The 24,356-nt window shown below is 42.0% G+C and carries 22 protein-coding genes; 5 read left to right on the forward strand and 17 right to left on the reverse strand.

What is annotated here, in order from left to right; genetic code table 11:
• Positions 1–3: 3 nt before the first annotated feature.
• The 3 genes from gmd to I4Q58_RS01810 are packed head-to-tail and all read right to left on the reverse strand — an operon-like array spanning position 4 to position 3,085.
• Positions 4–1,116 carry a GDP-mannose 4,6-dehydratase gene (gene gmd, locus I4Q58_RS01800; RefSeq protein ID WP_203293124.1) on the reverse strand — a complete coding sequence of 371 codons (1,113 nt, stop codon included), beginning with the start codon at positions 1,114–1,116 and terminating at the stop codon, positions 4–6.
• Positions 1,113–2,336 carry a glycosyltransferase gene (locus tag I4Q58_RS01805; protein WP_203293126.1) on the reverse strand — a complete coding sequence of 408 codons (1,224 nt, stop codon included), beginning with the start codon at positions 2,334–2,336 and terminating at the stop codon, positions 1,113–1,115. The genes gmd and I4Q58_RS01805 overlap by 4 nt, the downstream gene beginning before the upstream one ends.
• On the reverse strand, positions 2,333–3,085 hold the full coding sequence (locus I4Q58_RS01810) for a glycosyltransferase family 32 protein (protein WP_203293128.1): 753 nt from the start codon (positions 3,083–3,085) through the stop codon (positions 2,333–2,335). Before I4Q58_RS01810 ends, I4Q58_RS01805 begins: the two co-directional genes overlap by 4 nt.
• A 281-nt stretch (positions 3,086–3,366) precedes the next feature.
• On the opposite strand from I4Q58_RS01810, the gene I4Q58_RS01815 reads away from it, so the two are divergent.
• Complete coding sequence (locus I4Q58_RS01815) at positions 3,367–4,815, forward strand: MBOAT family O-acyltransferase (RefSeq protein WP_203293131.1); 1,449 nt, start codon at positions 3,367–3,369, stop codon at positions 4,813–4,815.
• A 4-nt stretch (positions 4,816–4,819) separates the two neighbouring features.
• Complete coding sequence (locus I4Q58_RS01820; protein ID WP_203293133.1) at positions 4,820–5,800, forward strand: hypothetical protein; 981 nt, start codon at positions 4,820–4,822, stop codon at positions 5,798–5,800.
• Positions 5,801–5,818: 18 nt separating this feature from the next.
• Here the strand turns inward: I4Q58_RS01820 and I4Q58_RS01825 are convergent, their stop codons facing one another.
• Both I4Q58_RS01825 and I4Q58_RS01830 read right to left on the reverse strand, forming a co-directional pair.
• On the reverse strand, positions 5,819–6,682 hold the full coding sequence (locus tag I4Q58_RS01825) for an FkbM family methyltransferase (protein ID WP_203293134.1): 864 nt from the start codon (positions 6,680–6,682) through the stop codon (positions 5,819–5,821).
• Positions 6,682–7,515 (reverse strand): glycosyltransferase family 2 protein, encoded by an 834-nt coding sequence (locus I4Q58_RS01830; protein WP_203293136.1) that lies wholly within the window; start codon positions 7,513–7,515, stop codon positions 6,682–6,684. Before I4Q58_RS01830 ends, I4Q58_RS01825 begins: the two co-directional genes overlap by 1 nt.
• Between I4Q58_RS01830 and I4Q58_RS01835 the strand changes: the two genes are divergently transcribed.
• A complete protein-coding gene (locus I4Q58_RS01835; protein ID WP_203293138.1) occupies positions 7,514–8,305 on the forward strand; it encodes a sulfotransferase family 2 domain-containing protein in 792 nt (263 codons plus the stop codon). The two genes, I4Q58_RS01830 and I4Q58_RS01835, sit on opposite strands and share 2 nt — an antisense overlap.
• 1 nt (position 8,306) lies before the next feature.
• Here I4Q58_RS01835 and I4Q58_RS01840 read toward each other — a convergent pair whose 3' ends face one another.
• The 12 genes from I4Q58_RS01840 to I4Q58_RS01895 are packed head-to-tail and all read right to left on the reverse strand — an operon-like array spanning position 8,307 to position 21,088.
• Positions 8,307–9,317 carry a hypothetical protein gene (locus I4Q58_RS01840; RefSeq protein WP_203293140.1) on the reverse strand — a complete coding sequence of 337 codons (1,011 nt, stop codon included), beginning with the start codon at positions 9,315–9,317 and terminating at the stop codon, positions 8,307–8,309.
• Positions 9,314–10,150, reverse strand: a complete 837-nt coding sequence (locus tag I4Q58_RS01845; RefSeq protein ID WP_203293142.1) for a glycosyltransferase family 2 protein — start codon at positions 10,148–10,150, stop codon at positions 9,314–9,316. The genes I4Q58_RS01840 and I4Q58_RS01845 overlap by 4 nt, the downstream gene beginning before the upstream one ends.
• Before the next feature lie 3 nt (positions 10,151–10,153).
• Positions 10,154–11,125 carry a glycosyltransferase gene (locus I4Q58_RS01850; protein WP_203293144.1) on the reverse strand — a complete coding sequence of 324 codons (972 nt, stop codon included), beginning with the start codon at positions 11,123–11,125 and terminating at the stop codon, positions 10,154–10,156.
• The gene (locus I4Q58_RS01855; RefSeq protein ID WP_203293146.1) at positions 11,109–11,993 is read right to left on the reverse strand and encodes a sulfotransferase family protein; all 885 of its coding nucleotides are present in this window, start codon (positions 11,991–11,993) and stop codon (positions 11,109–11,111) included. The genes I4Q58_RS01850 and I4Q58_RS01855 overlap by 17 nt, the downstream gene beginning before the upstream one ends.
• Entirely contained in the window at positions 11,990–13,054 is a 1,065-nt protein-coding gene (locus I4Q58_RS01860; RefSeq protein WP_203293148.1) for a DegT/DnrJ/EryC1/StrS family aminotransferase, read from the reverse strand. The genes I4Q58_RS01855 and I4Q58_RS01860 overlap by 4 nt, the downstream gene beginning before the upstream one ends.
• A 51-nt stretch (positions 13,055–13,105) precedes the next feature.
• Positions 13,106–14,026 (reverse strand): hypothetical protein, encoded by a 921-nt coding sequence (locus I4Q58_RS01865; RefSeq protein WP_203293150.1) that lies wholly within the window; start codon positions 14,024–14,026, stop codon positions 13,106–13,108.
• A complete protein-coding gene (locus I4Q58_RS01870; protein ID WP_203293152.1) occupies positions 14,020–14,820 on the reverse strand; it encodes an FkbM family methyltransferase in 801 nt (266 codons plus the stop codon). Before I4Q58_RS01870 ends, I4Q58_RS01865 begins: the two co-directional genes overlap by 7 nt.
• Position 14,821: 1 nt before the next feature.
• Complete coding sequence (locus I4Q58_RS01875; protein WP_394369315.1) at positions 14,822–15,586, reverse strand: sulfotransferase domain-containing protein; 765 nt, start codon at positions 15,584–15,586, stop codon at positions 14,822–14,824.
• A 21-nt stretch (positions 15,587–15,607) separates the two neighbouring features.
• Positions 15,608–16,903 (reverse strand): ABC transporter ATP-binding protein, encoded by a 1,296-nt coding sequence (locus I4Q58_RS01880; protein ID WP_203293156.1) that lies wholly within the window; start codon positions 16,901–16,903, stop codon positions 15,608–15,610.
• A complete protein-coding gene (locus tag I4Q58_RS01885; RefSeq protein WP_317194035.1) occupies positions 16,903–17,769 on the reverse strand; it encodes an ABC transporter permease in 867 nt (288 codons plus the stop codon). The genes I4Q58_RS01880 and I4Q58_RS01885 overlap by 1 nt, the downstream gene beginning before the upstream one ends.
• Before the next feature lie 53 nt (positions 17,770–17,822).
• The gene (locus tag I4Q58_RS01890; RefSeq protein WP_203293158.1) at positions 17,823–20,294 is read right to left on the reverse strand and encodes a GumC family protein; all 2,472 of its coding nucleotides are present in this window, start codon (positions 20,292–20,294) and stop codon (positions 17,823–17,825) included.
• Positions 20,291–21,088 (reverse strand): polysaccharide biosynthesis/export family protein, encoded by a 798-nt coding sequence (locus I4Q58_RS01895; RefSeq protein ID WP_203293160.1) that lies wholly within the window; start codon positions 21,086–21,088, stop codon positions 20,291–20,293. The genes I4Q58_RS01890 and I4Q58_RS01895 overlap by 4 nt, the downstream gene beginning before the upstream one ends.
• 101 nt (positions 21,089–21,189) lie before the next feature.
• Here I4Q58_RS01895 and I4Q58_RS01900 point away from each other — a divergent pair, with 101 nt between their 5' ends.
• Entirely contained in the window at positions 21,190–23,055 is a 1,866-nt protein-coding gene (locus I4Q58_RS01900; RefSeq protein WP_203294334.1) for an ABC-F family ATP-binding cassette domain-containing protein, read from the forward strand.
• Between the two features lie 62 nt (positions 23,056–23,117).
• Positions 23,118–24,356, forward strand: a complete 1,239-nt coding sequence (hutI, locus tag I4Q58_RS01905; RefSeq protein WP_203293162.1) for an imidazolonepropionase — start codon at positions 23,118–23,120, stop codon at positions 24,354–24,356.

A 24,356-nucleotide genomic window follows, 5' to 3' on the forward strand; every position in this document is an offset into this window, starting at 1 on the left:
CTCTTATTCGAAATAATTATTAATTCGGAATCCACCTTCTTTCAGGTATTGTTCCTTGTTCATAAGCTTGAGGTCGCTATCGACCATATCGTTGATTAGGTCCTGAAGGTCGTATTCCGGTTCCCAACCCAACTTCTCCTTTGCCTTGGTGGCATCGCCGATAAGCAAATCGACTTCCGTCGGACGGAAATATTTCGGATCTACCTGCAATACCTCCTGCCCCACCTCAACTTTATAGTCTGGATTGCTGGATGAAGCGATATAGGCCTTTTCGTCGACACCTTCTCCTTCAAATCGCAATTCAATTCCCAAGGCCTTAAAAGCCATTCGAATAAAGTCGCGTACCGAGGTGGTTTTTCCCGTGGCAATTACCCAATCTTCTGGTTCATCTGCCTGCAAGATCATCCACATCATGCGTACATAATCCTTGGCATGTCCCCAGTCGCGTTTGGCATCCATATTTCCGATATAGATCATATCCTGCAATCCGAGCGCAATTCTAGTCGCAGCTCGTGTGATTTTTCGTGTGACGAAGGTTTCCCCGCGTACGGGCGATTCGTGGTTAAATAAAATTCCGTTGCACGAAAACATATCATACGCCTCTCGGTAATTCACCGTAGCCCAATAAGCATACATTTTAGCAACGGCATACGGACTTCTGGGATAAAAGGGTGTTGTTTCGGTTTGTGGCACTTCCTGCACCTTTCCGTAAAGTTCAGAGGTAGACGCCTGATAAATCTTCGTTGTTTTCTCCATCCCTAAGAAGCGGACAGCTTCCAAGATTCGTAAGGCACCCAGCCCATCAGCGTTGGCAGTATATTCTGGCATTTCGAAGGACACCTTTACATGGCTCATGGCCGCAAGGTTATAGATTTCATCGGGCTGCACTTCCTTGATAATACGAATAAGGTTCGTACTATCGGTCATGTCGCCATAATGTAGAATGAAGTTTCGATTATCGGTATGGGGATCCTGGTACAAGTGGTCGATCCTATCGGTATTAAAAAGTGAGGATCGACGTTTCAATCCGTGGACCTTATATCCCTTTTTCAATAAAAATTCACTTAAATAGGCCCCATCCTGACCTGTAACTCCTGTGATAAAAGCCGTTTTCATATCAGTATTCTTTTGTATAGTTTCTGGTACGAAGATGCTTGTTGGTCAAAACTGAAATGTTCTTCTGCATATGCGCGAATCGCATCTTCATCGAACACCGCTTTGGTGTCCATAAATTTTAGGATGGCTATATAGAGCGCTTCATCCGAAACCTCTGTAGCCACATAACCTGTCTTCCCTTCTTCAATGTGCTCCTTCATGCCCCCGTTGGGAAAGCTTATTACCGGGGTTCCACAACTCAGGGCTTCCAGCATAACATTGGGCAAATTGTCCTCGCGACTCGGCAAGACCACCGCATCGGCTGCAGCATAGCAAACAGCCAATGAAGCTTGATTTTTCACGAATCCCAAAGGTATGGTTTTCACAGCAGTATTCCTTAGCTGAACGTCCACTTCTCCAACGATTATCAAGGTTATGGGCGTGGTTATTTTGGCAAGGGCATTTTGTAGCAAAATAGCTCCCTTTCGATTATTTGTCTTTCCGCCTGCTACGTACAATAAAACAGTTTCGGTAGGCGAAATACCATGCGTTGTTCTAAAGGATTCCGTTGGTTGAGGTAAAAATAGGTTGAGATCGATACCATTGGGAATTACTTCCTTTTCCTGAAAGTGGTCGAAAACGGTACTTTTCACGGCTTTGTCCATCATCCATTTTGAAGGGGTGACGAGGGCACCTTTCGATATTTGCTGAATCGCTTTTCGTTTTAATGTAGCTTGCTGCCGATCGACCGCGCCTACCCATTTTTCATTTCTTTTTTCATCTTCTTCATAGTGAAACAAGCCTTTAAACGGATTCATATCGTGTAAGGTCCACACAATGGGTTTCTTTATTTTTTTGAAGAAACTCGGGTAATCGACAAAGCCACCTACCCAATGCAGGTGAAGGATATCCGCCTGTGCCACCAAGGGATGTTTTTCGATTGTATAGGGAGCATACGCCGTACTAACCGTTTCGTATTGCAAAGTATCAGCCAGCGCTTTCAATTTGTCCTTAACCTGTCTATCGGCGGAAGGCATCAACTTTTGCTTGATTTTCTTCCCAAGCCCAGCTTTTTTGTAGTTGAAAAAGGGATCAGCCATTACTTCACCCGCAAAATCGATGGTTTTTGTATTTGAAATAAAGGCAGCAGCCACTTCCTTTTCCAACAACGCTTGTTGTAGGCGCATAGCTGCAATTCCCGCGCCACCTCTTGGTGATGTATTGATATGAAGTACCTTCACGTGCGTTTCCCGATTATACGATGATACGCTTTTCTTGAAAATTCCTTGGTATAGCGCTTAAAATATTTTTTTGGATAGCCGTAAAAGACATAGTCGATTGCCACCGAATTCAAATGTTGAAGGCAGCGCCAAAGCGTTTCCTTTTTAGGTGAATGCCAAGAATGGTCCCATAAATGAACCGCTAGGGTGTTTTCAGTGACATAAGATTCATACGAATCCTGTCGCTCCTGATAGGGCAACGGGTAAAGGTAATCGTAGTCCAAGATAATATCGTTGGCACCAAGGTGCTCTTTTGTTACCAAGTGTTTAAAAGTATGTGTAATTACGGGTGGCGAAAACGGATCGAATCGGTTCGCTTCATAAAAAGCATGCATCTGCTTGATAATCGGATGTGCCGGAACAGCCCCAAACATCCCGTAAGCCGGTCGCCCCGCTACTTCGTAGCCCGTGAAAAAATCATAGTGCAATAACGAATCGATGGGTTGTAGTAACAGCATATCGGTGTCCATATAGATACCCCCCTCCTTTTTCAAGATAGCTACCCGTATGGCATCGGCTACAAAGGCATACCGCTCTTTTCGTAAGGCGTCTTCCGCAAATCGGTTTCGATAGGGTGCCAAAGTTTCCTCGTTCCATTCCTTAATCTCGAAATCGGGACAATGCGTTTTCCAACTTTCCAAACAACGCTGAAAGGTTTTGGGCTTCTCACCTTCACCGAACCAGCAATAATGTAGGATTTTTGGAATCATGAAACTTGCTTATCGAAATTGACCAATAATTCGCATTGAAGTCATCAAAAATAGAAAATACAATTTAGTAATGCCCTTTTCGCCTCCAAACTTCGTAGTTGGATACGTGAGAATACCGACATATTCACAGAAGTTTATATCTTTACCGCAGTATACCTCCTCAGCATTTCGTTAAATGAGAAGCAAAGGTATGCTGATTTCACCCCTTGGAACGCGGAAAGCCGTGCTTCTAAATGGCAAAATGCCTTTGTTTCTGAAGCTTAGTAAAGTGGAAGAAAGAGATGCTTTTTAATTCGTTGGATTTTGCCATTTTCCTGCCCATAGTGTTTTTGCTCTATTGGTTTGTTGTACACAGAAATCTTCGTCTGCAGAACGCCTTTATCGTCATTGCCAGTTATATTTTCTATGGTTGGTGGGACTGGCGCTTTCTGCTACTTATCATTTTTAGCACCTTCGTAGATTATAGCGTAGGGTACCTTTTGCATAGACAGGAGAAGAAACGTCATCGAAAACTGTTACTTTCCATCAGTATTTTGGTCAATTTAGGATTCTTGGCGGTCTTTAAATACTATAATTTTTTCTTAGAGAATTTTGTTGAAGCCTATTCCTTTTTTGGCGGTTCTATTCGGCCCAGCTCCCTTTCCCTGATTCTTCCTGTAGGCATTAGTTTTTACACCTTTCAGACGCTGAGTTATACCATCGACATCTACAATCGGAAATTGCAGCCCACCAAGGATTTTATTGCTTTTTCAGCCTTTGTTTGCTTTTTTCCTCAGCTGGTTGCCGGTCCGATCGAACGTGCCACGCACTTATTACCGCAGTTTCTCCAAAAACGGTCATTCGAGTACAATCAAGCCGTGAATGGATTACGACAGATTTTGTGGGGACTGTTCAAAAAAGTGGTAATAGCCGATAACTGTGCGCGTTATGCCGACATCATCTTTAATAGTTCAGAAGATGCTTCCGGTAGCACTTTGTTGGTGGGTGCCGTTTTCTTCGCCTTTCAGATTTACGGCGACTTTTCGGGCTATTCTGACATTGCTATTGGTACGTCACGACTGTTTGGCTTCGATTTGATGAACAATTTCAACTATCCCTATTTTTCGAGAGATATCGCTGAATTTTGGCGACGTTGGCATATTTCACTTTCCACATGGTTCCGCGATTATTTATATATACCCTTGGGGGGAAGTCTCGGCAGCTCCTGGAAGAAAGTTCGGAACATTTTCATCATTTTCTTGGTAAGCGGTTTTTGGCATGGCGCCAACTGGACCTTTATCGCTTGGGGAGCGCTGAACGCCCTCTACTTTCTGCCCTTGATGGTAACCAAAAGGAATCGGAAATTTATGGGACGCATAGCCGTAGGAAAAGATTTGCCCTCGTTGCATGAGTTTGCACAAATTGCACTGACATTTATGCTTACCTGTTTTGCATGGATTTTCTTTCGAGCCCGCGACCTAGCGCATGCTTTTCAATATATCGGTGGCATCTTTGATGCTTCCCTATTTCAATTCCCAACCTTTCATCTTGATAGCGAAGTACGGCCGTTGCTCTTATTGCTCGGTGCATTTATGATAATGGAGTGGTTGGGAAGAGACGATGCCTTCGCCATAGAAAACATAGGAACACCTTGGCCAAAGCCGGTGCGCTGGAGTGTTTATTTTGGTATTGTATTCCTGTTGTTCTATTTCACTGGGGAACAACAACAGTTTATCTATTTTCAATTTTAAGGATATGAAAAAGTTTCTAACATTCACGTTATATTTCTTAGCGCTACTTGTTTTCGGATATTTGATGGTCGCCGTCTTCGTAAACGATGGAAGTCGTGAACGCAACACCTACTTAGGCGCTTTGGAGCAGAAGCACTTCCGTATAGAACAATTAAACGAGCCCACCATCTTTATTGCGGGTGGTTCTAATGTAGCATTTGGCACCGATAGCCGGCAATTGGAAGAAACATTTTCGATGCCTGTTGTGAACCTAGGAATTCATTACGGCCTAGGCGTTTCCTTTATAACCAATGAGTTGAAAGCGGTGGTTGAAAAGGGCGATGTAATCTTCATTTCATTGGAATACCTGTTGTCTGGAGAAGGCGACTATCGTGTGAAAAGGCAAGCAAGCATTATTTATCCGGAAGCATCTACCTATTTTGAAGCCGATTTCAGTAAAGAGGTGCGGTCGGGACTAAAAAGAACCCGTAATAATCTTCAATATGTAATCGACCATCATCTGAAAGGGATAGCCGAAAGCGGATATCCAAAGGACAGCTTCAACACTTATGGCGATATTGTTTCAACTTTCAATAATGGACATCACGAACAGCTTAAAGGAAAAGAGGAATTGCAGTACCGCGATTGGGAAGGTGTCGAAATTTTAAATGAGTTTTATGCCTTCGCCCAACGAAAGGGAGTTTGCGTCTATTTTCTGTACCCTCCTTACCCGCTTTCAGAATTTCAGAAAAATGAGAAGGTAATTTCAAAAACTGCCAATTATATCAACAACCATCTTAGAATGGACATTCTAAACCGTCCTGAAACCTTTGTATATGCAGATAGTCTGTTTTTTGATATGGTGTATCACTTAAATGCGAAGGGACGTGAAAAACGGATGAAAGCCTTGTTGGAAATAATAACTACCAAAGATGAAATAGGACGATGTTTACAAGCAAAATCGGAATTGGCCCATTCAATTTCGGCCGTTCGCAACTTGAAATAAGCGGTTTGCTTTCAATCACTATTCCTTTACACAATAAACCATGGCATTCCCTTGTAAACGACTTTTAGTCGTGAGCTTTTTTAGTTTTTGATTGTTAGAACGATGCTCCTTCACTTCATACACCGAAAAACCGTGCGATAAAAGCGCTTCAAGAATAGCGGTATAGTCCGTATCGAAATATGCCGTTAACTCTTTCACATGAATTTCGATTAACAATACGATGCCATCCTTTTGAAGGGTTTTTCCCATGCCTTTCAGCACCTTTTCTTCTGCTCCTTCAACATCAATCTTAATGAGCGTTGGCGTAATTCCAGTGGTTTCGATATACCTATCGACAGTGGTACTCGCTACATCGATAGCGTCTTGGGTGTGCTGCAGTTTTAAACTAGCATTCGGCCCAGCTCCTAACGGTATTTTCTCGGTCCCTACTTGATCGGATACTGCTTTATTGTGAAGCGTAACATTTGTCAGCCTATTTTTTCTAATATTTTGTTGAATCAATGGAATACAGGTAGGATCCACTTCAAATGAATGCACGGAACCCTGCTTCGCCAAAACGGCTGAAAGACAGGTGAAATACCCCAAGTGTACACCGATATCCATCACCACATCTTTCTCTCCAACCAATTCCATAAAGAGCTTGGTAACGGCTGGCTCATGGTAACGGTTTTTATCATAGCGTGGAAAAAACCAACGTTTTGAATACGCATCACTGACCGAGAACTGAAGGTCGATTGTGGCTAAGGGAAATGTCCATGTATCTCGTTTACCGTATTTCTCCTGAAAGCTTCCAGATTGCTGAAAATTCCTTTTAATAAATCTTCGAACAGGGTACCAAATACCAAGTGCGAGCAACATCCGTTTAATGAATCGTTTTGCCACTAGTTCGTATCTTTTTTGGAAAACCGTTTCGATAGCCATCGTAATCCACGAAGCATCCATTTCTTACCTGCAGGATCTTTTCGCAACGTCTGCACCAATCTCATTTCTTCGGTTTGCATTAAAGCGGTAAGTTTTTGATGTTGTAAGGCGGTTTCATAGTAGGGTTGAAAATAGTTTCGATAGACCTTCATTTTCTCTTCCATCATTAGCGCCGCATTCTTGGGATCGTTGGAAAGCCCATCCATTTGAAATATCGAAATCGTTTCCGGTATATGGCGATACGACACTCTTTTAATACATACCGCATAGATGAAAAACTCCCAGTCGGAGACAATCTTGAAGACTTCAGAATAATAAAATAATTGATCAAAAAGGGAGCGTTGAATAAAGGCTGCCGGATGCGGAATAGAGCGTTCCAAAAAATACTGAAAAGTCAGGGTGTCGGGATACTCTCGTAGAAATTCGGTGTTTTTCCCCTGAAAAACCATATTGCCATACAAAATATCTTCACCCGTGGTCAATGCCGGTGCTACACGCTCTAACACCTCAGTCGAATGAAACCGATCGCCGCTATTCAGAAACAATACGTAATCGCCTTTGGCTTGGCGCAATCCTTTGTTCATAGCTTCGTAAACACCCGTATCAGCTTCGCTCACCCAATATGCTAGTTGCCGTTGTCGTTCTTCGATAACCTGAGCACTGTTGTCGGAGGACCCGCCATCGATAACCACATATTCAAAGTCGGAAAAAGATTGCCCAAGCACACTATCCATCGTTTTTTGAAGCCCTTCAGCATCGTTATAATTTACGGTTATAATAGAAATTCTAGGCATGGATTACGAAAGCTCGCGATTTGTGTTCGTGTACAGTATGAATTTTGAAGACAGGGTAAATATAAACTTTTACTACTATCTTTGGCGGCTAAGACGTAAATTAGTCAGCAGCCGTCCGATGATTTCCAAGGAAAAAGCCTTTATCTTTATCCATAACTTCAAGACCGGGGGAACGAGTATCGAGAAGAAACTCGGGCATTTCAACACCCTTGAAGCCGATGTACAAGACCATCGAACCCTACGTGACATCGAACGATTAACCGAACGTTCCTTCTACTTCCGAAAAGGGTTATATGCCCTAAAAATCGGAAAACCCAATAGTGCCTACCGCTTTCTTAAAACCGCTGCGTTTCCGGAACTTACCAAAGCAGAATACGAATCCTTTTACAAATTCACTTTTGTACGAAATACCTGGGCCCGGCTGTATTCCTGGTATGCAAATATTATGAAGGATGAACGGATGCGAAGGAAGTTCAATATTACCGATGAAGGATTGTCTTATGAAGATTTTCTTTTAACAAAGGTCAATCATCAAACCTTTTCGCAACTGCATTTTATTACGGATAGTAAGGGCGCAGTTCCCATGGACTTTATCGGCCGCTTCGAAACCCTTCAACAGGATTTTGATACCGTTTGCGAGCACTTGAACATCTCAGATTCTACGTTGCCAAAGCTACTGGTCCGAAAATATGGTCACTATACCGAGAACTATACCGATGTTACGAAGGACTTAGTGTATTCGCTTTATAAGGATGAAATCGATTACTTTAATTTTGAGTTTGGGGACTAGCTTACAGTTTCTTTGCTAGACTATCTAGCCGGTTGGCCAATCCCTGTACCATTTTGGAAAGCTGCGATCGCTTCTTTACCGGTGCCTGAAGGTTCATGCGTACCGGATAGCCAATTGGAATTTTTTTGTAGGAATGATAATCCACTTTTATAAGATGTGCCATATACTCTTCATATATTTTCTTCAACTTGGGAAAATCGGAAAAATCGTAGCGGTTATATTCCCGTGAAATAGCCTGTGGATCTTCTGACAGCTTGCTGAAATGATAAAAAACCAAAGAATTGCCATCATTCAGGACGATGTTATCTTCCTGTATGTTGATAATCTCACGCTCATGCAAATTCCACGGGGCCATATTATAGCCATAGCTATCCAATACTTCAATATCCTTAAAAAACAACGGAGCCTGTGCCATCCAAAGCTGATCGACAAAATAGCCCTTTGTTGGGCGGTCATACCCATATTTTATAACGCGTTCTTCCCACCAATCCAATAGCTGCTTCGCTTCTTCCCGCTGCGGATTAATGGCGAAGAAACCAAGGTTGTATATCCCAAATCGTAAAAATGTATTCTCTTCTGGCTGTTGACCATCGCGGGGAATCGGACTCAAAACATGGGGCGTCAGCAAACCGGTTTTGGTTTGTAGCTTTACGTTTAATTCGTGTACTGAACCGTAAAAATAGAGATCCGGATCCAGGTAATACATGGCCGTTGCATCTGGATGTTTCGTTGAGAGGTATTTAAAAACTGTTGGTTTTACCGAAGTATTCAGCTCGATAATATAATACCGTTCAATAAGGTCGGGCACATCCAAGGTTTCGATATCGGCTATGGGCAATAAGGTAGCCGGTTTTACCACGTCATAATCGATATTGGGATGTTTGGTATCGACCAAAACGATATAAAACTGAAAACTTGGATTGTGTTCCAAAAACGACTCCTTCAATGCGAGGGCCTGACCTAGGTAATTATTGGAACAAATAGTGAAGGCAACTTCGGTGATGCTACTCATGAAACGGTTTTTTTCAGTTTTCGAAGAATTCGCTTCGTAAAAGTAATCAGTTTTTGAGGAACTGACCGATTTTCCTGCTGCAATCGACGTACATGCGGATAATACCAAGTGCCCTTTTTCTGAAGTAGCGGATGTGAAAGCTTCCATCCAAAATACTGCTGTACGTTCGGTACGAAATCCTCGATTAAGGGATGATCGGTGGTTTCGGTTGAAACACCTCCCGCGGCGAAGTTCGCGATGACCAAGTCGATATATTCAAAACGTCCCTTTGCCCAGCAACGCAGGTTGAAGTCCCAGTCGGCACTTTTTACATACCGCTGATTGAAATCGCCTATCTGTTCCCGTACAAAGGAGGTACGATAACACATGGCCTGGTGACAAATATTCTGTTCCAATAGTTTTTCCAATGTGAATGGACCATCATATAGATCGCCATCCTTTGCCCAACCGGTATCGCCCACTATCTTGGCATCGCCATAGACTATATCGGCGGTGGTATGGTTCAAGGTTTCGAAAAGCTTTTGTAATACCATTGGATGGTGCAAGGTATCGTCGCTGCCCAAAAACAATAGCCATTTGCCCGTAGCCTTCCGAATTCCCTTATTCATAGCATCGTAAATACCCTTGTCTGTTTCTTGGTACCACTTCAGCTCCGGTAGTTTCTGCTTCCATTTTTGAGCGATGGCCTTGGTCGTATCGCTAGAGCCACCATCCATAAGAATCGTTTCAACTTTTTGAAATTTTTGGTTGAAAACGCTCTCAATAGTAGCCACGATCGTCTTTCCGGAATTGAACGTGGGTATAATAACAGATATAAAGGGATATGACTCCATAATCTATCGCCGTAATTTCTTCAATCGATATCGAAGTGCATGGTAAAAACGTTTTCTATAATAACCATATGTTCTACTATCGGTAAACGATAAGAATTTCTTCAATTCAGAGTCGAACTTCTTTCTCATTAAGGGATCCTTCGTTTGATTCCGAAGCTTTTCATATCCTTCTACAATGTTGTGCCAAAGAAAGTTATTATATTTACTTCGGTAGGGTTCATGATCATATAAGAAAATAAAACGCTTCAACACTTCATAATTGTTACTTTCTTGCGTATTTCCCTGCCACACCCCACCTTCATGAAATCTATAAGCAGACATACTCTCATCGATAAAGCAAAGGTTACCATGGTTCGTAATTAAAACCTCCAAAATAAAATCGGTCCCTATTTTTAGAAAATCCTCTAAATGTGGAACAATCGCTTCTCTTTTAAAAACCAACGCAGCTGTGCTATATCCACTTCTCAAGGAGGTAACGCTATCGCGTTGATCAAAACAAGTACCATCCTTTCCGAGATAATAAGGCTCCCACTTTAAGGTTCCGTTTTCATCGACCACTTTCGAATTATGGAAACAACCTACTAAATCTGGGTGTTGTTCCAAAAAAGTAACTTGCCGTTCCAACTTATTGGTGTCGGTCCAATAATCATCACCGTCTAATAATGCGATATATTTCCCTTGGCAGTGTTTCAATAAATCGTAAAAATTCTGGACGCGACCATTCTTTTGACGGGCTTTATGGTAACTACCTCCCTTCTCCCTTTTTAAAAGTTTCCAGTGCGCTTTTGGATTTTTGGAAACGAAGGATTCGATTTTCTGAGTCGTACCATCGGTAGAAAAATCATCGCCTACTACCACTTCATAGGGAAAACTGGTTTCCTGACGGTCTACACTTTCCATAGCCTGTACTATATAAGGCGCATGATTATACGTCATTAACCGTACACTAAGTAAAATATTATGACTTGTATCCATACCGTTGTAATGATGTTCGTGCAATTTGATTAAACCTTTCAATATCCAACGGTCTTAATTGCTTCTTATACTGACCGATTCGACTGCGATCAGGCTTTTCCAATGTTTTCTTCTTCCAGTCGATTGTTTCCGATGGTTCTAACGATAGTTCCTTATTTGCAATATGGTATTCAAGCATTTCAGGATCATACTCTACCTGTAGAAAGGTACATATGTTCCGGCATGTTTTTTCCAACTGAAGAAGTACTTCCTCATACTTCACAACATATTGATTTTCCTTTTCAATATTCTTTAAAAAATTGAATATATTGGTGTTGTTATCATCCCATTCCAAGGCAATTTCGTCGATTTCAGCGGTTAACCGTGGTGCATAAGCACTGGTAGACTTCAACTGCTTAAGTTTCCTATACGAACAAGCTACATCCCGTCCATCTCGAACCAAATGAATAAATTTTGCCTTGGGGAAAAGAGCCGTAATCGCTTCCAAGTGATGAATATAATAATTGTTTTTATCGCCCCAATACTCTGGTCTCTTTCCACGGCTATACCCAAAGTGATAATACACCAATGAACATAATTCGGCATAATTCTTCGGCGAATGACTACCAACAAACGCCATCAATTCCTCTTTCTGCAGCTGCCAGGTTTCCATTTTTCTGGATGAAAGAATATCGTCAAGAATAACAGACAAGGTACGATCGTCCATCATCTCCTTTTGCGACAGGTCTTTATAAGTATCCTTCCACCATAGCATAAAACCACTTTCGGGAGGTACAGTAAGCTGCTTATTGCACTCACAAATTATCCTGAGCAATGAAGAGCCACTCCTCGGGTTTGCTAAAATAAAGAATGGTGCTTGGTGATTCAATGGACTGCCGCATTTATTAGGTTGGAAATCTTTTCAAGCTCCTCCTCAGAAATATCGTGTGAAAGTGGCAAACATAAGACCTTTGCAGAAATATCATGAGATATGGGTACGTTTGCTTCTTTCGTATAGGGCAACGTATCCAAACTAGGATAGAAATACCTTCTCGGAAAAATGTCCTGCTCGTTCAGCTTCTTTACACACGCTAATAATTGCCTTTCAGAATCGAAAATTATGGGATAATAGGAGTAATTCCAATCGGTATGCGAGCGAATTTGCAACGGCTTCACCATTATATGATCTCGATAAAACATTACCGCCCTACGACGGTTTTCGATTATGGTGTCTATATAGCGGATTACCGCCAACCCCATGGCGGCGTGTAATTCGCTCATCTTAGCATTTATACCAAGTCCTCTGAAAATCTCGGGGCCATCATGGCCAAAATTGTGGTGAAAATAAAAGTTTTCAAAATTCTCAGGTTTCGTGAAAAGAGCCCCTCCCTCTCCGGAATGAAAAATTTTTGTGGCATGAAAGCTACACGTGCTGGCATCGCCAAATTCGAAAATGGAGCGATCTTTATAGGTTACGCCAAAACAATGTGCGGCATCATAAATAACCTTTATGTTATAGCGCGTGGCAATCTTTTCAATTTCTTCAACAGCACAAGGGTTTCCATACACATGCGTTGCTAAAATAGCGGTGGTACGCTTCGTTATAGCCGCCTCGATCTTGGTTTCATCTATGGTTAGGTATTCTGGGTGAATATCCACAAAGACAGGCGTGCACCCTTCCCAAACAATGCTAGATGTGGTGGCCACGTAACTGAAGGGCGTCGTAATTATTTCGCCTGAACAGCCAAAAGCTTTTAAAGCAATTTGAATAGGAAGCGTTCCATTGGCCATGGCAATTATATTGGGAACCTTTAAATAATCCTGAAGCGTTTGCTCCAATTCCTGAACCAAAACGCCTCGATTGGTAATCCATCCGGTATCCCATACACGGGCCATAATCTTCTGATATTCTTCCTGCGGTGGAAGAAAGGTTTTGGTTACATTAATCATTGTGGCTAAAATACTATTTTACCTTTCCTTACACTAAAAAACCCGTCCTACTTATTCTCGATTCAAGACTATTTTTACGATTTCCTTTATTTTCTTTTTAAGCAAGACCTTTCGCGAAGGATTATAAGCCGGCCTAAAATCGGTTGGGGGCGGAGTATTTCCATAGTCGTCCATAAATGCCTTCACAGCCTCTAGTTGCTGGCCTTTGGATACGTCCTCCTTACAGTTAGCCTTCAAGTGTTCCAAGATAGTATATAATTCATTCTTATTGTGATAGTCGAATTCCGAAAAATCGGTCGTAAGCCAAGCGCCATCCTCACCGATATGAAAGGTAGCATGCGCATCGGTTATTACCTTCGGATTCTTCGCGATAGCACAAAGATTGGCGTAGAAAGTACGGCCAATCCAATTTGCCCCAATACAGATAGTGCCCAACCGCAGTTTCTCGATATAGGAAGTGGGTACTATAAAGCAGTCGAACCCCGGGTGTTTCTGGCCAATAGCACTGTAGGCTTGCGCTAGCGAATCCATATCGAATGCCTTATGAATGGTGCGGCGATTAATAACCAGAGCATCATGGCCCTTTTCCAATTCTTCTCGAACAAAATCATAAAACTGTGGAAGCAATGCAATATCTACATTGGTATAGATGATATAATCGGCGCTAGGATCGGCCCCCTTGGCAGCGTTTAAAATGTCTTGTAGCAACGGTAGCTTGCGTGTCTTTTTAAACGTACCTACATCCATTACCGAACGCTCTAAATCGGGACACCGTGTAAAATAATCGGGAATGATTTCATGGTCTTCCGGATACTGTACCGACACCAACTTTACAGCTAGTTCTGGTGAGGCAAAGGCCTTGGCACGGCGCATGGTCTCGAACGTAATGGGCTGCGCTTTATATAGGTCGGAGGCTGGCCCTATTGCGACCGGGTTGATGATATGGGTTAGTTTGATTTTTTTCTTTACCAAAACCAATAGCGTTTTTGAAGTTTTTTAAAACCAGGAGCATCCCTAAATTTTGGTGGTACAGATTGCAGGGTTAATTTATCATCAATTGGATGTTTCTGCGTCGCTGGTTGATAATTTTCAAAATCTAGATTCCTTAAAAATCCCTTTTCAGCATATTTCCGGTTCAGCAAAAACAAGTTTTGCCGATTGGTGCCAATGAAGTAATAGTTACGATGTTTCTTGAAAAAACGTAGAATAGCCTCCGTTTCAGCATCGGTATTTGCTTCAATTATAAAAAGCTTGACTTCATATTTATCAAGATCCAATCCTTTTAACACTTCCACCTCTAACCCTTCTACATCTATGGAAACCACATCGATAACCGGATTATTTAAATGTTCATCCAATACTTGGGTTAATGTCGCGGCAGCTACAGTAATTTTGTTTGGCTCCCGATACTCCAATCCTCTATTCTTATACCGCTTCTTGATATCTTTTTCATCATAACTGACCCCCGAGAGCACCCCAATCTCTTCATCATAAAATACTACTTCATCGATATCCTCCTTGCCAACTATCGCTTTGTTGATATTGATAGCATTTGGGCGTTGGGTACGGAGAAATTGAAAAATTCGAGGATTTGGCTCTATACAGATGGCTTGCCACCCTAATTGCTCTAAGCTATAACTATTGCTAAGGTGTACACCATCGAAAGCGCCCACTTCAACAACAATACCTCTTTTTGGTTTTCCAACCAATTGCCAAGCGATATAGTCGTCAGCGTGTTGTGACCAGGATTGAAATTGTTTTGCCATTCTATAAAATTGGTGAAAAATCTATATCATGATAGTGTTTCGTATATGCCTTAATTTTTTCAATTTGAAGGTTGGAAAGTAAGTTTTGCCCACGGTTTATTTCGCCTTTATTTATTCTATTTAAATTCCTAGGCATTTTCTTGATATTATTTATACTCTGTTCAATTGAGCTAAGGTTAAAATTAAAGCCGTAAAACTCTAAGGTTTCCTTGATGACCTGTGGTGAATTAGTATTGAAATCGTTATAGTTAATCATTTTAGCAACCAATATTTTGTCCTGTATGGCTTTAGTCCAGCTAACATAAAAAAATATATACCAAGGTGTAGCCAGGTCTATCAGAAAATCATATTGCTTTGCATTCTCCCATTCTCCAAAATCTTTTGGTACAAAGAAGTGAGGCCAAATTAATGTTTTTGCAATATGATCTCTCAAAGAAATTATCACATCAGGAATATTCCTGATGAGGATTATCGGCTTAATCTGATACTTAACAAATAATTCGATATTTGGATTGGTGGCTAACGTATGATGTTTTGATAAAATTAAAGTATCATTAATTTCCGTAATCTTTGGTTCGTATAAATCTTGTTCTCTGTAGTGAGAAAAAATGAGATTTTTAATAGGGATTTTAAGCAAATCCGCCATAACCAATGATATAAATGACGATCCGCTTTTAGGGAATGCTGAAATGTATAAATATTTGGAATTGAAAGTAGAATCATCTCTTTGGAGATTACCCCTATTTTTGAAAAGACTATTAAACATTATTAACCTATTTAGTTTAAATTATGGAATTTGAACCATCCATTCAAAATCCGTTTTAAATACACCAACACTTTTCCCCATACGTTCACCAAATTTCTTTGCCATAGGAATTACAGTAAACTTCATCCTATCGGTTAGTTTTATTAAAACGTCACTACTATCTTCCACAACAAAAATATTGACATAGAATTCCCCTTCATTAAATAACTTTTCAGGAACTATTCCTTTGAATAAAAGCTTTCCATTCCCTTTAGAATTTAAATGATCTCTTGCTGCATTTCTAGTATGTGAAGTAAATAATATATTACCACTATCATCTAAGAATTGAAATCCTATATTAATTTTTCGATTATAATCATTCACCAAAATTTCACATTGCATTAAAATTTTAGTATCAATTCTAATTGGATCATCAGCCTTATCAGGTTCTCCATTAGTAATTTGTGCACTTAATAGTTCAACTCCTTTATTTTTAACTGTATTGGATTTGTCAAGAAATAACTTACTCGAATATCCATCCGTAGTGGCTTCTTTTAAGTATTCCTGTATTGCATTGGCAGTACTTCCCTCAAAATCAACTTTACCATTAACTAAAACGATTGCTCGCGTACACAAACTTTGCACACTAACCATATTATGACTCACAAACAAGACCGTTCGCCCTTCACCCGAGCTAATATCCTGCATCTTTCCGATGGCTTTTTTCTGGAATTCGGCATCGCCCACGGCCAACACCTCATCTACCACCAGAATATCCGGTTCCAAATGTGCCGCGACGGCAAAGCCCAAGCGTACCGTCATCCCGCTACTATAGCGTTTGGTTGGGGTATCGATATACATTTCGCAGCCGCTAAATTCGATAATCTCGTCTACCTTGGCATCGATCTCGGCCTTGGTCATCCCCAAAATCGCTCCATTTAAATAAATGTTTTCGCGACCGGTTAATTCTGGGTGAAAACCGGTGCCCACTTCCAACAGCGAGGCAATACGACCGCGACTTTTTATAGTTCCCGTTGTTGGACTGGTAACCCGTGAAAGAAGTTTCAGCAAGGTAGATTTTCCCGCACCGTTTTTACCGATAATACCGAGTACTTCGCCTTCCTGTACTTCAAAATTGATATCCTTTAAGGCCCAAACATACTCTTCTGTGGCCTTCGCGCTGCGATCGTTTACGGCACCTACCTTTAAATACGGATCCTCCTTACCACGAATGCGGTGCCACCAACGGTTTACGTCATGCATCAAACTACCGGTACCCACCAACCCCAAGCGGTATTGTTTGCTGATATTTTCGGCTTTTAGAATTGTTTTGGACATTATACGGTATCGATAAAGGTTTTTTCGGTTCTATTAAAGAGGGCCAAGCCTACAATGAACAATACAACGCCGCCAAGTGCAATAAAGAGTATCCTTAGGCTATCGAAGTATAGGCTGCCATCGTTGAACAATATAAATCGGAAGCCCTCCATGATATAGGCCAAGGGATTATAGGCTACCACCCATCCATAGGAAGAATTGGTGAGGGCCTTCATAGGGTACGGCACGGCAGATACATACATTAACAACTGTACGAAAAATGTGAGCAGCAGTGATATATCGCGATATTTGGTGGTAAGGGTGGAGATAATCATTCCAGCCCCGAGACCATATAAGATCATTAACAGCAAAAACACTGGAAACAGAAGGGTATAACCAGACAGTGCGATGTCTGCGCCCGTACTAATATAGTAAATATAGAACCCTGCCAATATGGTCATCTGTATACCAAATTTCACCAGATTGGAAATTACTTTTGAAAGCGGCACGATAAAACGTGGAAAGTATACCTTCCCAAACAAGCCTGCATTGGCCCTAAAGGTAGAGGAGGTACCCATAAGACAGACTTTAAAGTAATTCCAAGCAGTAATACCAGAGAGGTTAAAAAGGAAAGCGGGTACCAAACCTGTTTCTATCTTTGCGATGCTGTTAAAAACAAGGGTAAAAATAACCGAGGTGAACAGCGGTTGAATAAAAAACCAAAGCGGTCCCAAGACCGTCTGTTTATAGACCGTAACGATATCCCGTTTTACGAAAAGCATTAGCAAATCGCGATATTGCCAAATTTCCTTGAAATTCAGGTCTATTACTTTGCGTTTGGCGGAAATTTCATACAGCCAGGATTCATTATTTGGATTGGTGTTCACTTGGGACTTGGATTTATCGGCTAAGATAAGAATTCTAGCATAGCTCGTTCGCTCTATTTACTTCGGAAAGTACGTTTAATTTTTTTCCATAATGTCTTAGGCTTTTCTACCTCATGATAGCCGTGCCCATAACTGCCATATCCGTACCCATAGCCATAGCCATAGCCGTATCCATAGCCCGTTCCATAGCCATATTTGGCGCGTTCTTCATAGAAATTGATAACGAAACTGACATTACTGATTTCGCCGGCCTTGTATTTCTCATTTACCTGTTTAAACATCCCCTTCTTGGTGTAGTTTTGGCGTACCATGTAGATAATGGTATCCGCATAGGTCAATAATTCCAGCGAATCGGCTACAAGCCCAAGCGGTGGAGAGTCTAGTACGATATAGTCGTATTGATCCTTTAGAATGTCTACGAGCTGATCCATACGCTCGCTCATCAACAATTCGGAAGGATTGGGCGGTACGGGACCCGAGGTTATCACATCCAAATGCTCGACATGTGTCTTTTGGATAACCTCGTCTAAGCCCGCTTCATCTATCAGGTAGTTTACCACCCCAATATTGTTGTTAATGTTGAAATCGTCGAAAATCTTAGGTTTCCGAAGATCTAGTCCAAGCAATAATGTTTTCTTTTCACTTAGGGCAAATACCGAAGCGATATTGATAGAGCAAAAGGTTTTTCCCTCGCCACTCACCGAAGAGGTTACCAATACTGTTTTGGCACCTTTTACACCCTGCTTTCGATACATAAATTGAAGGCTGGATCGCAGCGCTCGGAACGATTCGGCAATGGGCGATTTTGGCTTGTTGAGCACCGCTAAGTTGTTATCCATCTTACTACGGCCAATAACCCCTAGGATTGGAATCTTGGAAGCGCGTTCAACATCTGAAATGGTATTAACCTTTGTGTTTAAAAAGGACTTTAGAAATACGAAGACAAAGGGAATTAAAAATCCGAACAGGGCTGCCAATACATAGTTAAGTTGGGTGTTCGGCCCTACTTTTCCTCCGCCGGTATCTTTTGCCGGGTCGATAATCATAACATCGCTAACATTGGCCGCCTTCACAAGCTTTGCTTCGCTGAGTTTCGACAGGAACATATTGTAGCTGCCGAGGTTAAGGTTGTAGCGACGTTCAATTTTCAGCAATTCCTGTTGTTCTTTTGGCAGCTTTCGAATCTCGGCCTCATTTTCGGCTATATCACGATTTAGATCCTGAAGTTCTTGTCGCTTTAAACGCTTGGTCGAGGCAATGTTTTCAATTAAAATGTTTTTTACTGCATTGATACGTCTGTCCAAATCGGCAAAAACCGGAGCACCTTCCTGATAGGAGTATTGTAGCGTATTACGCTCCTCTGCCAAGGAAACGATGCGACCAACACCCGAAACAATGCTCCCTTCCGAAATACCGGCCACCGATGGCGCTGGAACATCGCGGTAATCGGAGCGTGTTACCAGATAGTCTTCAAGGACCTCGTAATAGTTAAGTTCGCGTTCCAATGCTTGCTTGCGCTGGTCTAAGGTATTGAGCCTTTGGTTGATCTCGGTGCCTTCACGGCTAAGATCTAAAATTTCATTTCGGTTCTTATAGGCATTCAGCTCGTCTTCTACATCCGACAGCTCCGCCGACTTCTGTGTAAGGCTGCTATCGATAAAGCGAATGGTCTTGGTAGCAAATAGGTTTTTGCGTTCCAACATATTTTCACTTAGTACGGCAACAGAGGTATTCAGGTATTCTACTAAGCGATGTTTATTCTTTCCATTCAGTCCCATCTGCAATACAGAAGATCCGTCCGATTCGGGAAATACGTTGATATTCAAATATTGTTTTACCGCGCCGTCGAATTCCATAAAGTTGAAGTAGTACGTTTGCCCAGCCTTTGCTCGCATTTCAGGATTGGGTTGTACGGTTATTTCCATAAACGGCAAGGCAATCTCATCGCCTAGCTTATATTCCTTTGATAGGTCGTGGGCCGCGATGGGCATATTGCTTCGTTCCTTGGTGCCATAGTGCTGTAGCGGAATGGAACCACCCGGAAAACTGGCCTCCAACAAAAAACGCGTAGAATCCTGAAAGGTAATGGTAAACTGTTTGTGTAAAATCTGTGGTTTGGTGGTATCTACCTCGATAAAGAATGGCACCTTTTTGTAGCCATCCTCCAATTGGTATTCGCCGTCCATTAAATAATTCACATAGTACTGCAAGCGCTCTACCACCTGTTCGTTATGCGAGCGCGACTTTAGGGTAATAACGGATGTATTAACCTTGTCTGATGTTCCACCCCAGTTGAAGGTTAGGCTGGTGTTATTGGTGAAGAAGGGATTCTGATCGTTTTTTACACTTATCAGGTTGGTAATACGGTAGATAGGGAGTTTCCGAACATTGATGTAGTACGCAATACCAAACCCGATGGCCAAACATATCAAAAATAAGGGCCAATGACTTAGCAACTTAAAAAGGAATCCCTTAAAGTCGAAAATCGAATGATGCTCCTCTATTTCAAATTCGTCATCCCTCATAAGCGAAGAAATAATAAGATGGTTGTGGTAAGCGCTGTCACCACGGTAAGAATCGTGGTGAATGATTGTAATCCTGTAGTTCCTGTTCCTATCGATTTTTGAGGTAGCGGATTTATCAGAATCAAATCATTGGGTTTAATATAGTAGTACGGCGAATTCATGGCATCGATAGTCGTAAGGTCGATATGGTGTACCCTTTGGCCCAAAGGATACTGCCGAATCAAAACCACATCCTTTCGGTCGCCTGTTACCCGTATATCGCCACTATTGGCAATAGCTTCCATAATGCTAACTTGGTCCCGGTAAATAATATTCGAACCTGGATTCGAAATCTCACCGTTTATAGTATAGCGGATTCCAGATAGTTTTACTGTTACAAAAACATTGGCCTCTTCCTTAAACAAATTTTCCAATAGCCTGCTTTCGATATCCTCTCGCACTTCCTCGACGGTCTTTCCCAAAACCGGGATTTCACCCAAGATAGGTACACGGATATTCCCGTGCTTGTCTACTACAAAACCATCGTAGTATAAACGCTCTTCACGCGTAGCGTTCGGACTTTGGTCGCCCACCGGGTTAAAAATATTGTTTAAGTTATCGTCCAAGGCCTTTACACGGATACTCAACAGGTCGTTTACCTGCAATCGGTACGGTTCCTGTTTCTTTTGAATAGGAATGATACTGTCCGTTGTAGTTTTGGAATCCTCCTGAAGATAGGTTAGCTGTTTTGTGGTAATACACGAGCTAAAGCATCCTATAACCACCAAGAAGCACAACAGGTTAAATAGTTTCATAGAGAGGAGGCTGTTTTGGCAAATATAACGCAACGACTGTAATTATAAAATATTAATTCTGCATACTGCCGAAAATCCTTTTAATTTGCAGCATGGCAGACATCAACTATGTTTCGGTTGAAAATATTTCAAAATCGTATGGAGAACGTGTGTTGTTCCAGAATATTTCATTTGGCATCAACGAAGGCCAGAAAATCGGTTTTGTAGCGAAAAACGGTACGGGAAAGACATCGCTTCTTAATATTCTTTCAGGTGAAGATGTGCCCGATTCGGGTGATGTCATCTATCGAAAAAATCTAAATGTCGCCTTCCTATCGCAGGAACCTAACCTTCAACCGACATTAACGGTTGAAGAAACCATCCTGGCGTCCGACAATCCAGTCTTAACCACTATTGCTCGGTACGAAAAAGCACTTCAAAATCCGCACGATACCGAAGCCTATCAAGCAGCCTTCGACGCTATGGATGCTCAAAATGCCTGGGATTTCGAAACCCAATACAAGCAAATTCTCTTCACCTTAAAACTTACGAAGCTCGAACAAAAGGTGTCGGAACTGAGCGGCGGACAAAAAAAACGACTCGCTTTGGCTATTGCCTTACTCAACAAGCCCGATTTAATGATATTGGACGAGCCGACCAACCACCTTGACCTCGAAATGATCGAATGGCTGGAAGCACTATTCGCCCGAGAAAATCTGACGCTTTTTATGGTAACGCACGATCGGTATTTCCTCGAGCGTGTGTGTAACGAGATCGTTGAACTAGATCAAGGTTTTTTGTACACCTACAAAGGAAACTATAGCTACTTTCTGGACAAACGGGAAGCGCGTATCGAAAATCAAGCCGCCGAAACCGCCAAAGCCAAGCAGCTGTACAAAAAGGAACTGGAATGGATGCGACGACAGCCAAAAGCGCGAACGACTAAGAGTAAAAGTCGGATCGACGATTTTTCGGATATCAAGCAGCGAGCGCATCAACGTAGAAAAGATCACGAAGTACAATTGGAACTAAATATGGAACGGCTAGGTACTAAAGTCGTGGAGCTTCATAATATCTCGAAGGGGTTTGAGGACAAGACCTTGTTTGAAAACTTCGACCATAACTTCATCAAGGGCGAACGCGTTGGGATTATCGGTAACAATGGAACAGGCAAATCCACTTTTCTAAACATTCTCACCGGAACCCTAAAACCCGATACGGGAAAGGTAGTGATTGGCGAAACGGTTCAGTTTGGCTATTATACGCAAAAGGGCATCAAGATTAAGCCCGGGCAAAAGGTAATCGATGTGGTACGCGAGTTTGGCGATTATATTCCGTTGAAAAAAGGACGTCAGATTTCCGCCCAACAACTGTTGGAACGCTTTCTATTCGACCGTAAAAAGCAATATGATTTTGTTGAAAAGCTGAGTGGAGGTGAACGAAAGCGACTATACCTGTGTACGGTACTCATCAAAAACCCGAATTTCCTCATTCTGGATGAACCGACCAACGATTTGGATATCGTAACCCTGAACGTGTTGGAAAACTTCTTGCTCGATTTCCCAGGATGTCTGATAGTGGTGTCGCATGACCGTTATTTTATGGATAAGATTGTAGACCATTTATTTGTCTTCAAAAACCATAAAATCAAGGATTTCCCAGGAAACTATAGCGATTATCGCGAATATGCGAGCGCCAATACATCAGAAGATGAAACCGAAGAAAAGAAAAGGTCAACCCAAACCGAAGATAAACCAACCAAGAAAGCGGCCTTAACGTATAACGAGAAGAAGGAGCATCGCAATCTGGAAAAGGAAATCGCCAAACTGGAAAAGGAGAAGGAAGCGCTTCAGAATAAATTTGCCACCGAAAACTGGTCCGGCGCCGAAATCGATGAGCAATCGCAGAAGCTTCAGGAACTGATCGACACCATCGAGGAAAAGACCGAACGTTGGTTCGAACTATCGGCCAAGCTAGAGGAAGGCTAACTTTCACGTTTAATTAACCCCTGCCTTATTTTGTACCCTAGCGCATTTTGTATCTTTATGGCATGAAACTACTGTTGACTCATATTCAGGAGTTGCTGCAGGTACGCGAGCTAGCTCCAATTTTTCTAAAAGGTGAGGCCATGAGCGAATTACCCACAATTAAAGATGCATGGGTGTTGGTGAATCATGGCGTTATTGAAGACTACGGCTCCATGGATGCAATGCCAAAGGTGAAAGGTTTTAAACCCATCGATTGTTCGGGGAAAATCGTGATGCCTGCTTGGTGCGATTCGCACAGTCATTTGGTCTATGCCGGAAATCGTGAAGGCGAGTTTGTTGACCGATTAAAAGGATTGTCTTATCAGGAAATCGCTAGTAAGGGTGGTGGGATTCTAAATTCTGCCAAAAAATTGCAGGAAACTTCTGAAGATGACTTGTACCACCAATCGGAAGCACGGTTGAAGGAAGTCATGAAAATGGGTACCGGCGCTATTGAAATTAAAAGTGGTTATGGACTAACCACCGAAGCTGAAATGAAGATGTTACGCGTGGCGAAGCGCTTGGCAGAGCATTATCCTATCACCATCAAAACAAACTTCTTGGGCGCGCATGCGGTTCCGAAAGAGTTCAAAGAGAACAAAGATGGCTATATGGACTTGCTCTGCAATGAAATGTTACCACAAATTGCCGAAGAAAAACTGGCCGATTTTGTCGATATTTTTTGTGAAGAAGGTTATTTCACGGTTGAAGATACCGATCGCCTACTTTCGGAAGCAACGAAATATGGTTTACGACCTAAAATACACGTCAATCAATTTAATTCCATTGGCGGGGTTGAAGTCGGCGTAAAACATAATGCGCTAAGCGTCGATCACCTGGAAGTGATGAACGATGCCGATTATGAGGTATTACAAGACAGTCAGACCATGCCGACAGCCTTACCCGGCTGTTCTTTCTTCTTGGGCATTCCGTATACGCCCGGTCGGGAGATGATCGATAAAGGCCTACCCTTGGCTTTGGCCACCGACTATAATCCTGGTTCAGCACCTAGTGGCAATATGAACTTTGTGGTTTCCGCGGCCTGTGTAAAGATGAAACTGACGCCAGAGGAAGCCATCAATGCTGCAACGATAAATAGTGCGTATGCCATGGGATTGGAAAAAACACACGGTACGATTACCAAAGGGAAGGTTGCTAACTTAATAATCACAAAACCGATTCCGTCGTATGGGTATCTACCCTATTCCTTCGGTAGTAACCTTATCGACCAAGTGGTATTAAACGGACAAATACTTGAATAG

Source organism: Luteirhabdus pelagi (assembly GCF_016827595.1).
Lineage (GTDB): Bacteria > Bacteroidota > Bacteroidia > Flavobacteriales > Flavobacteriaceae > Luteirhabdus > Luteirhabdus pelagi.

Bases quoted from the DNA above. Each gene is read 5' to 3' on its own strand.
- gmd (WP_203293124.1), bottom strand. From the start codon at position 1,116: ATGAAAACGGCTTTTATCACAGGAGTTACAGGTCAGGATGGGGCCTAT.
- I4Q58_RS01810 (WP_203293128.1), bottom strand. From the start codon at position 3,085: ATGATTCCAAAAATCCTACATTATTGCTGGTTCGGTGAAGGTGAGAAG.
- I4Q58_RS01815 (WP_203293131.1), top strand. From the start codon at position 3,367: ATGCTTTTTAATTCGTTGGATTTTGCCATTTTCCTGCCCATAGTGTTT.
- I4Q58_RS01820 (WP_203293133.1), top strand. From the start codon at position 4,820: ATGAAAAAGTTTCTAACATTCACGTTATATTTCTTAGCGCTACTTGTT.
- I4Q58_RS01835 (WP_203293138.1), top strand. From the start codon at position 7,514: ATGGATTACGAAAGCTCGCGATTTGTGTTCGTGTACAGTATGAATTTT.
- I4Q58_RS01830 (WP_203293136.1), bottom strand. From the start codon at position 7,515: ATGCCTAGAATTTCTATTATAACCGTAAATTATAACGATGCTGAAGGG.
- I4Q58_RS01840 (WP_203293140.1), bottom strand. From the start codon at position 9,317: ATGAGTAGCATCACCGAAGTTGCCTTCACTATTTGTTCCAATAATTAC.
- I4Q58_RS01845 (WP_203293142.1), bottom strand. From the start codon at position 10,150: ATGGAGTCATATCCCTTTATATCTGTTATTATACCCACGTTCAATTCC.
- I4Q58_RS01850 (WP_203293144.1), bottom strand. From the start codon at position 11,125: ATGGATACAAGTCATAATATTTTACTTAGTGTACGGTTAATGACGTAT.
- I4Q58_RS01860 (WP_203293148.1), bottom strand. From the start codon at position 13,054: ATGATTAATGTAACCAAAACCTTTCTTCCACCGCAGGAAGAATATCAG.
- I4Q58_RS01870 (WP_203293152.1), bottom strand. From the start codon at position 14,820: ATGGCAAAACAATTTCAATCCTGGTCACAACACGCTGACGACTATATC.
- I4Q58_RS01875 (WP_394369315.1), bottom strand. From the start codon at position 15,586: ATGTTTAATAGTCTTTTCAAAAATAGGGGTAATCTCCAAAGAGATGAT.
- I4Q58_RS01880 (WP_203293156.1), bottom strand. From the start codon at position 16,903: ATGTCCAAAACAATTCTAAAAGCCGAAAATATCAGCAAACAATACCGC.
- I4Q58_RS01890 (WP_203293158.1), bottom strand. From the start codon at position 20,294: ATGAGGGATGACGAATTTGAAATAGAGGAGCATCATTCGATTTTCGAC.
- I4Q58_RS01895 (WP_203293160.1), bottom strand. From the start codon at position 21,088: ATGAAACTATTTAACCTGTTGTGCTTCTTGGTGGTTATAGGATGCTTT.
- hutI (WP_203293162.1), top strand. From the start codon at position 23,118: ATGAAACTACTGTTGACTCATATTCAGGAGTTGCTGCAGGTACGCGAG.